Origin of the sequence: Flavobacterium granuli, assembly GCF_031456055.1 — a bacterium.
Classification (GTDB): Bacteria; Bacteroidota; Bacteroidia; order Flavobacteriales; family Flavobacteriaceae; genus Flavobacterium; species Flavobacterium granuli_A.
Window position 1 is genome coordinate 99,108 of sequence record NZ_JAVDTX010000008.1, and the last position, 13,461, is coordinate 112,568.

At 32.6% G+C, this 13,461-nt stretch carries 13 protein-coding genes; 8 read left to right on the forward strand and 5 right to left on the reverse strand.

Annotated elements, in window-relative coordinates; translation table 11 throughout:
- The first annotated feature begins 111 nt into the window (after positions 1 to 111).
- Positions 112 to 627, forward strand: a complete 516-nt coding sequence (locus tag J2W95_RS16155; protein WP_310008843.1) for a DUF2892 domain-containing protein — start codon at positions 112 to 114, stop codon at positions 625 to 627.
- Between the two features lie 173 nt (positions 628 to 800).
- Positions 801 to 1,496: a TlpA family protein disulfide reductase gene (locus J2W95_RS16160; RefSeq protein WP_310008845.1), complete on the forward strand. Its 696-nt coding sequence runs from the start codon at positions 801 to 803 to the stop codon at positions 1,494 to 1,496.
- 20 nt (positions 1,497 to 1,516) lie between these two features.
- On the opposite strand, the gene J2W95_RS16165 is transcribed toward J2W95_RS16160, so the two are convergent.
- Positions 1,517 to 2,200, reverse strand: a complete 684-nt coding sequence (locus J2W95_RS16165; protein WP_310008847.1) for an alpha/beta hydrolase — start codon at positions 2,198 to 2,200, stop codon at positions 1,517 to 1,519.
- A 247-nt stretch (positions 2,201 to 2,447) separates the two neighbouring features.
- Between J2W95_RS16165 and J2W95_RS16170 the strand changes: the two genes are divergently transcribed.
- On the forward strand, positions 2,448 to 2,750 hold the full coding sequence (locus tag J2W95_RS16170) for a GNAT family protein (protein ID WP_310008849.1): 303 nt from the start codon (positions 2,448 to 2,450) through the stop codon (positions 2,748 to 2,750).
- 92 nt (positions 2,751 to 2,842) lie between these two features.
- On the opposite strand, the gene J2W95_RS16175 is transcribed toward J2W95_RS16170, so the two are convergent.
- The 3 genes from J2W95_RS16175 to J2W95_RS16185 all read right to left on the reverse strand — a co-directional run bounded on the left by J2W95_RS16175 (position 2,843) and on the right by J2W95_RS16185 (position 6,313).
- The gene (locus J2W95_RS16175; RefSeq protein WP_310008851.1) at positions 2,843 to 4,477 is read right to left on the reverse strand and encodes an ABC-F family ATP-binding cassette domain-containing protein; all 1,635 of its coding nucleotides are present in this window, start codon (positions 4,475 to 4,477) and stop codon (positions 2,843 to 2,845) included.
- A 238-nt stretch (positions 4,478 to 4,715) separates the two neighbouring features.
- On the reverse strand, positions 4,716 to 5,891 hold the full coding sequence (locus tag J2W95_RS16180; RefSeq protein WP_310008853.1) for a GlmU family protein: 1,176 nt from the start codon (positions 5,889 to 5,891) through the stop codon (positions 4,716 to 4,718).
- A gap of 170 nt (positions 5,892 to 6,061) precedes the next feature.
- The gene (locus J2W95_RS16185; protein WP_116797397.1) at positions 6,062 to 6,313 is read right to left on the reverse strand and encodes a type B 50S ribosomal protein L31; all 252 of its coding nucleotides are present in this window, start codon (positions 6,311 to 6,313) and stop codon (positions 6,062 to 6,064) included.
- A gap of 161 nt (positions 6,314 to 6,474) precedes the next feature.
- Between J2W95_RS16185 and J2W95_RS16190 the strand changes: the two genes are divergently transcribed.
- The 5 genes from J2W95_RS16190 to J2W95_RS16210 all read left to right on the forward strand — a co-directional run bounded on the left by J2W95_RS16190 (position 6,475) and on the right by J2W95_RS16210 (position 12,654).
- Positions 6,475 to 7,095 (forward strand): DUF4199 domain-containing protein, encoded by a 621-nt coding sequence (locus J2W95_RS16190; protein ID WP_310008856.1) that lies wholly within the window; start codon positions 6,475 to 6,477, stop codon positions 7,093 to 7,095.
- Entirely contained in the window at positions 7,095 to 8,051 is a 957-nt protein-coding gene (locus J2W95_RS16195) for a glycosyltransferase family 2 protein (RefSeq protein ID WP_310008858.1), read from the forward strand. Before J2W95_RS16190 ends, J2W95_RS16195 begins: the two co-directional genes overlap by 1 nt.
- A gap of 259 nt (positions 8,052 to 8,310) precedes the next feature.
- On the forward strand, positions 8,311 to 10,038 hold the full coding sequence (locus J2W95_RS16200; RefSeq protein WP_310008860.1) for a phospho-sugar mutase: 1,728 nt from the start codon (positions 8,311 to 8,313) through the stop codon (positions 10,036 to 10,038).
- Positions 10,038 to 11,864, forward strand: coding sequence for an ABC transporter ATP-binding protein (locus tag J2W95_RS16205; RefSeq protein WP_310008862.1), 1,827 nt, complete (start codon positions 10,038 to 10,040; stop codon positions 11,862 to 11,864). The genes J2W95_RS16200 and J2W95_RS16205 overlap by 1 nt, the downstream gene beginning before the upstream one ends.
- An 88-nt stretch (positions 11,865 to 11,952) precedes the next feature.
- Positions 11,953 to 12,654, forward strand: a complete 702-nt coding sequence (locus J2W95_RS16210) for a DUF2971 domain-containing protein (RefSeq protein ID WP_310008864.1) — start codon at positions 11,953 to 11,955, stop codon at positions 12,652 to 12,654.
- 4 nt (positions 12,655 to 12,658) lie between these two features.
- Here the strand turns inward: J2W95_RS16210 and J2W95_RS16215 are convergent, their stop codons facing one another.
- A complete protein-coding gene (locus J2W95_RS16215; RefSeq protein ID WP_310008866.1) occupies positions 12,659 to 13,381 on the reverse strand; it encodes a hypothetical protein in 723 nt (240 codons plus the stop codon).
- Between the last annotated feature and the right edge of the window lie 80 nt (positions 13,382 to 13,461).

A 13,461-nucleotide genomic window follows, 5' to 3' on the forward strand; every position in this document is an offset into this window, starting at 1 on the left:
TATTCTAAAACCGAGTGCAAATATACAAAGACTTTTTTTTCTGGCAAGTAGTTTTTAAAAAATATTTTTAAATCCTTTTACTATCTTTGTAACCATAAATCTTTATACATTATGTTTCATAAAAATATCAAACTTATTCTCGCTGGACTTATTATAATCACTAGCATTTGGCAATTTACAGAAAGTAATATTGGTAACGGAATTTTCCTTATTTTATTGTCTGGAATTCCAGTTTTTTTATATTTCAAAAACGAACTTATTCTACTTGCCTTTTTAAAATTAAGAAAACAAGACTTTGAAGGAGCTAAAAAATGGTTATCATACATCAAAAATCCAGAAACTGCTTTAGTTAGAAAACAGCAAGGATACTTCAATTACTTACATGGAATTATGCTTTCGCAAACGAACATCAATCAAGCTGAAAAATATTTCAAAAAAGCAATTGAACTGGGATTATCAATGGATATGGATTTGGCTGTTGCCAAATTGAACTTAGCCGGTGTCGCAATGACTCGCAGAAGAAAATTGGAAGCTACTACTTTATTGAATGAGGCTAAAAAATTAGACAAGCAAAACATGCTTAAAGACCAGATTACCATGATGAAAGAGCAAATGAAAAAAATATAAACATCTAAGTTTAAAACTCTTATTTTCATCACATTATAAAAGTCATTCTTGTTTTAGGATGACTTTTTTTACATCATAAGTATTACATCGGATTAATACGCTATTCAACGTTATTTTTGCGTTATTAAATTCAAAGGCGATATTTTAGCTAACCGTTTTATACCTACTGATTTATGCGCAGATTTTTACTTACACTAATTTTGTCTTTATCCCTAACAACCTCCTATTGTCAAGACACAATTACATACCTAACAGATGCCATAAAAGAAAATATAAGCCCTTATAAAAGAGCAAGCAATAGCGCTTACGAAAAAAGAAACGTAGAGGAAGGAAAAAAACTTTTTGATTCCTTAGTAAAAAACAAACTCATCGGAACAAAATTTGATGATTTCAGTTTGAAAGTTTACAAAGAAAAAAACGTAAAAATAAATAGAATCTCCAAACCTATTTTTATTATCACTTACGCTTCTTGGTGTGTAATCCCCAAAGGAGAAATCCCTGCTTTGAATATATTAGCTAAAGAACATCGAGATGATGTCCAATTTATTGTAGTATTTTGGGATAAAAAAAATGATCTTAAAAAAATCGCTTACAAATTTAGCGATAATATTAAAGTATGTTATGCCAATGAATACTATTCGAAAGATTCCCACATTGTAGCAACGATAAAGCATACTTTAGGGTTTCCAACGTCAATTTTTATTGATGAAAACAAAAAAGTTGTAAACATCAAGCATTTTGAGGATAAAACAAAAATAAAAACTCCAATCAAAGAAGCCATCATTAGCAGCTACAATTACTTTAGTAAAGACATTAATGAAAATCTCATGAAATCTTTATCTAGCAAAAAAAGCTTCACGACTAATTAATATATTTTTTACTTCAGTAATTACTGCAATCCTTCACCCTCTTTATAATTATCTAGGATAATCTTAGGCAAATTTGCATTTAACCATTTGCACTTCATCAAAATCATAACGTGAGTCCCCCCTTTTACAACAATACAATTAGCAATGTTTCGAATCGGGAAAACATCATCCTCGTCTCCATGAATATGTATTACATTTTTATCAACGGCAGTTCTATCCCATAAAATAACCTGCTCTATAGCCCAATCTAAATATCGTTTATCTCGAACCGAAAGAAATTTTTCATATAATTTAAGTCTTTCATTTACTTTTTTACCAAAAGAAAATTTAGCCAAGCTTTCAATATTTTGAACCAAACCTATTGGGATTAACTTATAAGCTTTTGTACTTTTTGCAATCAACATTCTTTTAGGGAACTCCAAATTACTTTTTACACTGGAAATAATTATAACTTTCCTTACCTGAATAAAATGCGACATTTCCTGAACCAAAATACCTCCGAAAGAAACACCTATCAAGACTGGATTTTTATGCTTAACTTTTTGCGTCATACGCTTGGCATAGTCCAGTAAAGATTCTTTCTCCAATGGAATTTCCCATTCTAAAAAAAACATTTCAAATTCTGAGTCAGGAAGATTTATTCTTTCAAAAATAGCAACACTTGCTGCTAGGCCTGGCATAAAATAAACTGGAATCTTATTCATAACTATTCTAACATTAATCGATATGAATAATTATCATACCATTTTTTAAAATTAAATATTTATTCTCACATACAGACTTTACATCTTTAAATTCCAAAAAGAAAAAAATAAGCTCAATCCGCAAATATAAGAGTCCCATAATTTAGTTTCATAAGTAAATCATAAAAACATTTTTTACTGATTATCAAATAATTACCTTTGCACACTGAATAACAAATAGTTATTCCCTGTATTAATAAAAACAAATATGGAAACCATTTTAAAGCTAGAAATTAAAGACAATGCTTTTGCACGACAATTTGAAACAAAAGTAGAAACCGGAATAGTTTCTGTTGAATATTCTTTTCAGGAGAAAAAAATATTTTTAACCAAGATTAATGTTCCCGAAGGCTACGATGATGAAGAATTTATTTCTAATTTCCTTAAAAGCATCATGGAAATTGCTCTTGAAAAAAAATTAAAAGTAGTGCCCATTCTACCAAAAATTGTTACTTTTTTTAAAAAAAATACAATCTATAAAGAATTACTTCCACCAGGAATACGCTTATAAAAATATTTATAACATTTCTTTAAAAACATAAAACGAGAAAGGCAGGAGAAATTAAACTCCTGCCTTTCTCGTTTTAAAAAGAAATATAAAATTTATTTTTCAATTTCTTTCATGCTATCCATTTTCTTGTGAGCCAAGAAACCAGTAATATCTTCAAAATGCTCTACAACACGTTTATTCCCAAATTCGAAAACTTTTGTTGCCAATCCATCAAGGAAATCACGGTCGTGAGAAACCAGAATTAAAGTCCCATCAAAGTCACGTAAAGCGTCCTTAATAATATCTTTGGTTTTCATGTCTAAGTGATTTGAAGGCTCATCCAGAATTAATAAATTCACTGGTTCTAACAATAATTTAATCATCGCCAAACGTGTTTTTTCTCCTCCAGAAAGCACCTTAACTTTTTTGGTAATATCATCACCATGAAACATAAAAGCCCCGAGAATATTCTTTATTTGTGTTCTTACATCACCAACAGCAATATCATCTATCGTTTCAAAAATAGTAGCATTTTCATCCAATAAAGCTGCTTGGTTTTGAGCAAAATATCCGATTTGCGAATTATGACCAATTTCAACAGAGCCACTATCAGGACCAAACTCTTTCATTATGGCTTTGATCATTGTTGATTTTCCTTCCCCATTTTTACCTACAAAAGCCACTTTTTGACCTCTCTCTATAACAATATTAGCATCTTTGAAAACCACATGATCTCCATATGATTTAGACATATCTTTTACAATAACAGGATATTGTCCCGAACGAGCTGCAGGCGGGAATTTTAATTTCAATGCCGAAGTATCCACTTCATCAACTTGCACAATAACTAGTTTTTCTAACATTTTCACTCTTGACTGAACTGCATCAGTTTTAGAAAATGTCCCTTTAAAACGGTCGATAAAAGTTCTATTATCTGCAATCATTCTTTGTTGCTCATCATAGGCTTTTTGCTGATGCAAACGACGGTCTTTTCTCAACTCCAAGTAATGAGTATATTTTGCTTTGTAATCATAAATACGCCCCATTGTCACCTCAATAGTACGATTGGTAATATTATCCACAAAAGCCCTATCGTGTGAAATTACCACTACCGCTTTGGCTGAATTGATCAAGAAATCTTCTAACCATTGAATACTTTCGATATCCATGTGATTGGTAGGCTCATCCAGTAAAATTAAATCGGGTTTTTGCAAAAGGATTTTAGCCAATTCGATTCGCATTCTCCAACCTCCTGAAAATTCTGAAGTCTGGCGGGTAAAATCTTCACGAACAAAACCTAAACCAATTAAAATTTTCTCAACTTCGGCTTCATAATTCACTTCTTCAATTGCGTAGAATTTCTCACTTAAATCCGAAACTCTTTCTATTAATTTCATGTACCCATCACTTTCATAATCGGTACGAATAGTCAATTGCTCATTAATTTCATCGATTTCGGCTTTCATACTGAAAATTTCACCAAAAGCTTTTGAAGCCTCTTCCATTACTGTAGCTCCATCAGTAGTCAATAAATGCTGTGGCAAATAAGCAACAACAGCTTCTTTTGGCACAGAAACACTTCCTGTAGAAGGCTTACCTTGTCCTGCAATAATTTTTAAAAGTGTTGATTTACCAGCACCATTTTTACCCATAAGGGCAATTTTATCATTTTCATTTATTGCAAAAGAAACATCACTAAAAAGTGTAGTTCCCCCAAATTGAACCGAAATATCGTTAATTGTAATCATTTAGATTTTTAGATTATTAGACTACTTAGATTATTAGATCTCCTAGCCATTATTTTTTGAAGGTGCAAAGATAGATTTAATTAGAGAATGTGCCAATTCTTAATGTGGCAATTTGCCAATTAGATTTTCTCAGCTAAATCATTTGTTTTCAAACAAAAAAAGAACCAATACCTACAAAATGCAAATATTGGTTCTATTTAAATTATCTAATGCCACATTGACTAATTATGACATTGAATCAATCTTTTCTCCATTTTTTTGATTCCTCAAAAATATGTTCCAAAATGGCAGCTTCTTTTTCATCAAAATCTATATTTCTGCGACCCATAACTAATCTTGCTGTTTCAAAAGCTTTTTTAGTAACATACGTAGTAAAACCAGTTGCCCCACCCCAAGAAAAACTTGGTACAAAATTGCGAGGAAAACCACTTCCAAAAATATTAGCACTCACTCCTACTACTGTCCCCGTATTAAACATAGTATTAATTCCACATTTACTATGATCTCCCATCATCAATCCACAAAACTGAAGACCTGTTTTAGCAAAACCTTCGGTTTCATAACTCCACAATTTTACTTCTTCGTAATTATTTTTCAGATTAGAATTATTACTATCTGCTCCTATATTACACCATTCTCCTAAAACTGAATCCCCAAGAAATCCATCATGCCCTTTATTGGAGTAAGCGAAAAGTACTGAGTTTTTCACCTCACCACCAATTCTGGAATAAGGCCCTACAGTTGTTGCCCCATAGACTTTGGCTCCCATTTTTACTTGTGCATTTTCGCATAAAGCAAATGGTCCACGAATGATAGATCCTTCCATTATTTCAGAATCCCTACCTATATATATAGGTCCGTTCGAAGCATTCAAAGTAACAAACTCTAATTTGGCTCCTTCTTCAATAAAAATATTTTCAGGTGCAATTACATTGACGCTTTTGGGTATTGACTGCGATTTTCTATCGGCTGTCAAAAACTCAAAATCTTCACGAATAGCCACGTCATTCTTAGAAAAAATATCCCAAGTATTTTCAATAGTAATACAATCCTCATTGTATTCTAAAATCTCATAAGTATCAAAATCTACTGATTCTTGTTCGTCATTCGTATAAAAAGCTATAATATCATCCCCTTTAAAAATAGCCTGATTAGGTCCTAGATTACTAACCATTTCTGCCAAAAGAGTAGTTGGCAAAAAAGAAGCATTAATCATTACATTTTCCTCCAACTCTACCATTGGAAATTTTTCTGACAAATATTCCTCAGTCACGGTTGTAGTTGTAGATCCCAAATGCGCTTCCCATTTTTGACGAATCGTCATAATACCAACAAGAATATCGGCAACAGGACGTGTAAAAGTAAAGGGCAACAAAGCATTTCGAGACGGACCGTCAAAAAGTATGTAATTCATAAATTAAATTGTAAATTGTTAAAATGTGATTTGGTTATCGCCGCAAAGTTACAACTATTTTTAAATGTTTGCAGGTTATGGAATCCCATGTAATAAGAACATGAGGCAAATTTTCATAAAAAAAGCCTCGCAAATTACGAGGCTTTTGATGTATTTGAAAACAGTTAAAATTATTTAACGTGTTTAGCGTATTTAGTTTTGAATTTATCAATACGTCCTGCAGTATCGATAAGTTTAGATTTACCTGTGTAAAAAGGGTGAGAAGTTCTAGAAATCTCCATTTTTACAACTGGATATTCAACACCTTCGTGAATAATAGTTTCTCTAGTATCAGCAGTAGATTTAGTGATAAAAACATCTTCATTTGACATGTCTTTAAAAGCAACTAATCTGTAATTTTCTGGGTGTACACCTTTTTTCATCTTGAATCTTTTTTATTTGTTAATTATAACTTGTCTTGAAGCTTTTCTTCTAACAGAAAAGGTATAAACGCGTTATAACTTTTTGTTTTACAATATTATTTTGAGTTTGCAAATTTACACTTATTTTTTAATACACAAACCTTTACCTAACTTTTTTTTAAATGACTTCAAAAATTTTTTTTGCACTCCATTATATTGGGAATTGCTATATTTGTGGATTAATTTTAAAACATATAGAAAATATGATTAATGAAGTTATAAAAAAGAACGGGATTACTTATGGAATTACCTTAGGTGTTATTTTAGCGTTAATTACTGCTACGATGTATGCAATTGACTTGAAATTATTTGTTTCGAACTGGATAGGACCATCAATATTTGTAATTAACTTGATTGTTGGCATCATATTACTTGTAAAAACAAAAAAAGACCTTAATGATTCTTTCTCCTTTAAAGATGCATTTACAACTTATTTTATTACCGTTCTAGCAGCTCTTTTAATTTCAACATTATTCAGTATTTTATTATTTAATGTAATTGACCCAGCAGCAAAAGAAACTATAAGCGAATATCTCATAAAATATATGGCTGAAATGCTACAAAAATTCGGAACACCAGCCTCTTCAGTAAATGAGGCATTAGCAAAAATGAGAGAATCCAATCCTTTTTCAACTTTAGAACAACTAAAAGGATTCGTCTTCAGTCTTGCCCTTTACTCTATTTTAGGATTAATTTTAGCTGCCTTTTTTAAAAGCAAAACTACACAACAAGAATACAAATAATGAATTTATCAATACTCATACCACTTCTTAACGAAGAGGAATCCCTACAAGAATTGTACACTTGGATCATTTCAATAATGAAATCTAACAATTATAGTTATGAAATCATTTTCTTAGATGACGGAAGTACAGATGAATCTTGGAATATCATTTCAGGATTTGCTAATGAGAATCCAAACGTAAAAGGAATTCAGTTCATGAAAAACTTTGGAAAATCACAAGCTTTGCATGCTGGTTTTGCCAAAGCAAAAGGCGATGTGATTATCACGATGGACGCAGATTTACAAGACAGCCCAGATGAGATTCCAAGCTTATACGAAATGATTACCAAAGAAAAATATGATTTAGTTTCGGGTTGGAAAAAGAAACGTTACGACTCTGTTGTAGCCAAAAATCTTCCTTCGAAATTATTTAATTGGGCTGCTAGAAAAACATCTGGGGTTGAATTGAATGATTTTAACTGTGGACTGAAAGCCTATAAAAATGTAGTCGTAAAAAACATTGAAGTATCTGGTGAAATGCACCGATATATTCCTGTTTTGGCCAAAAATGCCGGTTTTGGAAAAATTGGAGAAAAAATAGTGCAACACCAAGCAAGAAAATATGGTGAAACCAAATTTGGAATGGAACGTTTCATCAATGGTTTCTTGGATTTGATAACAATTTGGTTTCTTTCCCGATTTGGAAAAAGACCAATGCATTTATTTGGAGCAATTGGTTCCTTTATGTTTATTCTTGGATTCTTATTGGCTGGATATATTGGAGTTTCAAAACTATACCATATGTATATGGGAATGAAATATAGCTTAGTCACTAGCAATCCTTGGTTTTTCATTGCATTGACAACAATGATTTTGGGAACTCAATTATTTTTGGCAGGATTTCTGGGAGAAATTATTTTGAGAACCAAAAACAACGAGGAACGTTACAAGGTTTCGACTGAAGTAAACTTTTAATTTTTTTTGCTTTTTCTGAACCAAGTATAAAACTAAAATAAGATACAAAAACTAAATTTCTCTCTTTACGGGTCTAGCCCTGATAGCAGCGAAAATCCTTTTTTGAATAAATCCATTTTTTCCTGAACGGGCAGAGCGACCGGAGGAAGCTCCTGACAGTTCTTGGAAAAAAAGATTTAAGAAAAAAAGGTTGCAGCGAATAGCAGGAAGTAGCTCCTCGCTTTTGCAAAATAGACTAACAACTTAAACTAAATATAAAATGCATATACCTCAAAACATTTTAGACGCAGTAAACGAATGGTTAACCCCAACATTCGACAACGAAACACATGTAGCTATTAAGGAATTGATGACTACTTCACCAAAAGAATTAGAAGAGAGTTTTTATAAAAACTTGGAGTTTGGAACTGGCGGTATGCGCGGTGTAATGGGCGTTGGAAACAACCGTATCAACAAATACACGCTTGGAAAAAACACTCAAGGCCTTTCTAATTATTTACATACAGTTTTTCCTGGACAAGCTTTGAAAGTTGTAATTGCTTATGATTGTCGTCATAATAGTCAATCTTTAGCCAAAGTGGTTGCTGATGTTTTCTCTGCGAATGGAATCCAGGTTTATTTATTTTCAGACTTAAGACCTACTCCGGAATTGTCTTTTGCCCTTAAATATTTAGGTTGTCAATGTGGTATTGTTCTAACAGCATCCCATAATCCACCAGAATATAACGGTTACAAAGTTTATTGGGAAGACGGTGGACAAATTGTTCCTCCACAAGATGGGGCGATCATTGATATTATTGAAAATTTAAATTACAACGAAATCAAATTTTCGGCAGACGAAAGTTTGATTAAATATATTGACACAGAAATTGACGAAGCTTTTGTGAAATCGTCTGTCGAAAATGCAAGTTTCAATACTCCAAAAGAAGCCAAAGACAACTTAAACATTGTATTTACTTCTTTGCACGGGACTTCTATCATGTCAGTTCCTGCGACTTTGGAAAAAGCGGGTTATATCAATGTAAACATCGTTCCGGAACAAGCTAAACCTGACGGGAATTTCCCAACCGTAAAATCGCCAAACCCAGAAGAGCCGGAAGCATTGACAATGGCAATTGCCTTAGCCGATAAATTGAACGCTGATATTGTAGTGGGTACCGATCCAGATTGTGATCGTTTGGGAGTTGCTGTTCGAAATAACGAAGGCAAATTGATTTTATTGAACGGAAACCAAACAATGATCTTGATGACGGCTTTCCTATTGGAACAATGGAAAAAAGCTGGTAAAATAAATGGAAAACAATTTGTGGGTTCTACCATAGTTTCCACTCCGATGATTATGGAATTGGCAACAGCTTATGGTGTAGAATGTAAAGTAGGATTGACAGGCTTCAAATGGATTGCCAAAATGATTAAAGATTTTCCTGAACTTCAATTTATTGGTGGTGGAGAAGAAAGTTTTGGATTTATGGTTGGTGATGCCGTTCGCGATAAAGATGCCGTTGCGGCCACTTTATTGATTTGCGAAGTCGCTGCACAAGCCAAAGCCAAAGGTAGTTCTGTTTACAATACTCTTTTACAATATTATGTAGATTATGGTTTCTACAAAGAGCATTTGGTTTCAATTACCAAAAAAGGAATGGAAGGATTGGCCGAAATCAATCAGATGATGGTTTCATTACGTCAAAATCCTTTGAAAGAAATCGATGGTCAAAGAGTTATAATGGTGGAAGATTACAAATCATCTATCGCCAAAAACTTGTTTACTGGTGAAGAAGAAACTATGAATATACCAAAATCTGATGTATTGATTTATTATACAGAAGATGGTTCTAAAATATGTGCCAGACCAAGTGGAACTGAACCTAAAATTAAATTTTACATCAGCGTAAAAACCGAATTAGACAGCGTTGCTAATTTTACTAAGGTTGAAGAAGTCTTGAACGAAAAGATTAAAAACATAATTACTGCAATGCAATTGAGCTAATGAACAATTTTAAAAGAATATTCCCTTTTGTGATTCCGTATAAGAAATATGCTTATATGAACATATTTTTTAATATCCTATACGCCTTTTTTGGTACACTTTCATTTGTATCCTTAATGCCCATGATGGATGTTTTATTTGGGCAATCCAAAAAAAACTATACACTCCCTACATATAAAGGCGTTTGGGAATTAAAAAACTACTTATCCGATTCTTTGAGTTATTACTTAACATCAATAACTGATGCTTACGGAATTGGCTATACATTATCCATATTGGTAGCAGGTATTATTACCATCTTTTTACTAAAAAATCTATCCGATTATTTTGCAATGTTTTTCATTACCCACCTAAGAAACGGTATTCTGAAAGACATAAGAAATGCGATGTATAGAAAAACTCTTGATTTACCTCTTTCCTTTTTTTCGGAAAAAAGGAAAGGAGATACCATTTCAAGAATTTCTGGAGATGTCAATGAAGTTCAAAATTCCTTTTTATCCATACTGGAATTAGCCGTAAAAGAGCCGCTAACCATTATTTTTACAATAGTAACGATGTTTACAATAAGTGTAAAACTTACGATTTTTGTATTCATTTTTATTCCAGTTTCCGGATATATCATTTCACTCATAGGAAAACAATTAAAAAGAAAGTCAACAAAAGCACAGGAAGAACAAGGAATATTTTTATCTACCATAGAGGAAACACTTGGTGGATTGAAAGTTGTAAAAGGATATAACGCCGAAAACTATTTCAACAGTGTATTCCAAAATTCAACCAACCGTTTTTTTACTCTATCCAACAGCATTGGCAACAGGCAAAATCTTGCCTCTCCAATGAGTGAATTTATGGGAATTATGGTTATTGCTATTTTGCTTTGGTACGGAGGCCACATGGTTTTGATTGAACACACATTAAAAGGCGCCGCTTTTATCACCTACATGGGATTGGCCTATAACATCCTTACTCCTGCAAAATCAATTTCAAAAGCATCTTATGCTATCAAAAGAGGTAATGCGGCAGCAGAACGTATTTTAGAAATCCTAGATCAAGAAAATCCTATTACCAGTAAAATTGATGCTATAGAAAAAACATCTTTCAATTCTGAAATTGAGATTCAAAACATCAATTTTAAATACGAAGATGAAAATGTATTAAAGCATTTTTCACTTACCGTAAAAAAAGGGCAAACTGTTGCATTAGTGGGTCAATCTGGAAGTGGAAAAAGTACCATCGCTAATTTACTTACCCGTTTTTATGATGTAAATGAAGGAAACATAACTATCGACGGTGTTGCGATAAAAGATTTGAATTTACAATCGCTTCGTGGATTAATGGGATTGGTAACGCAAGATAGCATCCTATTTAATGACACCATAAAAGCTAATATTGCCTTAGGAAAACTTGACGCCACCGACGAGGAAATCATCGAAGCCCTAAAAATAGCAAATGCTTACGAATTTGTACAAGAACTACCAACCGGAATTTATACCAACATTGGCGACAGCGGAAATAAACTTTCTGGAGGTCAAAAACAACGCTTATCTATTGCTCGTGCAGTATTAAAAAACCCTCCAATCATGATTCTCGACGAAGCTACATCAGCTTTGGACACGGAAAGCGAAAAATTTGTGCAAGTGGCTCTGGAAAATATGATGCAAAACAGAACTTCCATTGTAATTGCACATCGTCTTTCGACCATACAAAAGGCAGATGTTATTGTGGTAATGAAAAAAGGAAAAATAGTGGAGCAAGGAAAACACGAAGAACTTATCGCTTTGGATGGCACTTATAATAAACTTGTAACGATGCAGTCGTTTGAATAGTTTAGAAGGTTTATAGAGTTTCTAAGCTAATCTTTTAAACTCTATAAACCTTCCTTCTAAACTTCCTAACAAAACATAACCATAAATTATGTATCTAAACAATCCTAACATAAAACTTCCACAAGATTCAGATACCATTGTATGGAAATATCTGGACTTGTCGAAGTTTTTGGATTTATTGCTTTCGCGAAAATTATTCATGTCACGTTCAGATAAATTTGAGGATCAATACGAAGGCACTTTTAGCGAACCAACATTTGAGGAAATCAAAAAACTTTCCACGGACAATCCTGATTTCTTAAATTACTACAAAACGCATCGGGAAAAAGTGGCTATCAGTAGTTGGCACATCAATGAATATGAATCGTTTGCCATGTGGCAAATTTTTACTCAAAATAGTGAAGGATTAGCCATACAATCCACAGTAAAAAGGCTTCAGGATGCCTTGCTTCCCGAAAAAAATTACAAGCAATATATTGGCGAAGTCAATTATATCGATTATAAAAAAGAATACATTCCGTTTGATGATTTGTTTTTTCCTTTTTTATTCAAACGAAAAAGTTTTCAATACGAACGTGAAGTACGCATCATCACTGACGTAACAGAAAGTAATATCAAACTAAACGACGGTTTGAAAATAAGTGTGGATATCACCCAATTAATTGAAAAAATCTACATCCATCCCAAATCCGAGAATTGGTACAAAAATTTAGTAATTCAATTAGTGAAGCAACTGGGTTTTGATTTTGAAATAGAAAAATCTGATTTGGAAAGTGATATTTTGATTTAGGTTTTTATATTGGATTATAACTCTCTACTTTCCAATCTTTGTTGGTCAAATCGATGTAATTATAATGCACTACATCTTTACTATCAAATTTACCATTTTTGTTAGTATCTTCTACCGTTCTAAAATACAAACGATTTTGTGATTCGATTAAGTTCCAATCAATCAATTCCTGAAAATCGGCAGAAACTTTAGTTAATTTATTTCCACTGATTTCACTTAAATATAATGTTGTGATGTCGCTTACATCGAGTTTTCCATCTTTATTGGTATCCATATCCATCATCGAATACACCATAATTTGCTTGTCAATTTTATCGAAAACCGTCTTTAAGTAAGTGGCACGCTGAATCAAAACGGGTTTATCTGTCAATGCTTTTATAGAATCTGAACCAATTTTTTGAAATTTAAGATTTTGCAAATAGCCGGTAATTTCATATTCAGACGCATTGGATATAGTAAAACTCAAATCATTCACACTTGATGACCCATATTTGGTTTTAGATCCTTTTTCATATACACTCAAATCGCCTACCGGATGAATCAAATAATGTGTCCCTTGCATTTGTACCGGTAAATCGGCAATTTTAATTTGTGTAGAATCGGCTTTAGTGAGTTCTCTCCCTACTTTTGAAGCATCGTAAGTCACTTTCGGCTTTTCAATTTCCTCTTTACAGCTTGCTAAAAGCAAAAGCGAAATCCCGATACAGGCAAAATGTGATGTTCTCATAATAACTCTAATATTAAAAATAAACTCAAATGTAATCATTTTTAAAAATGGAAAGGAAATATACAACAGATTTATTAATT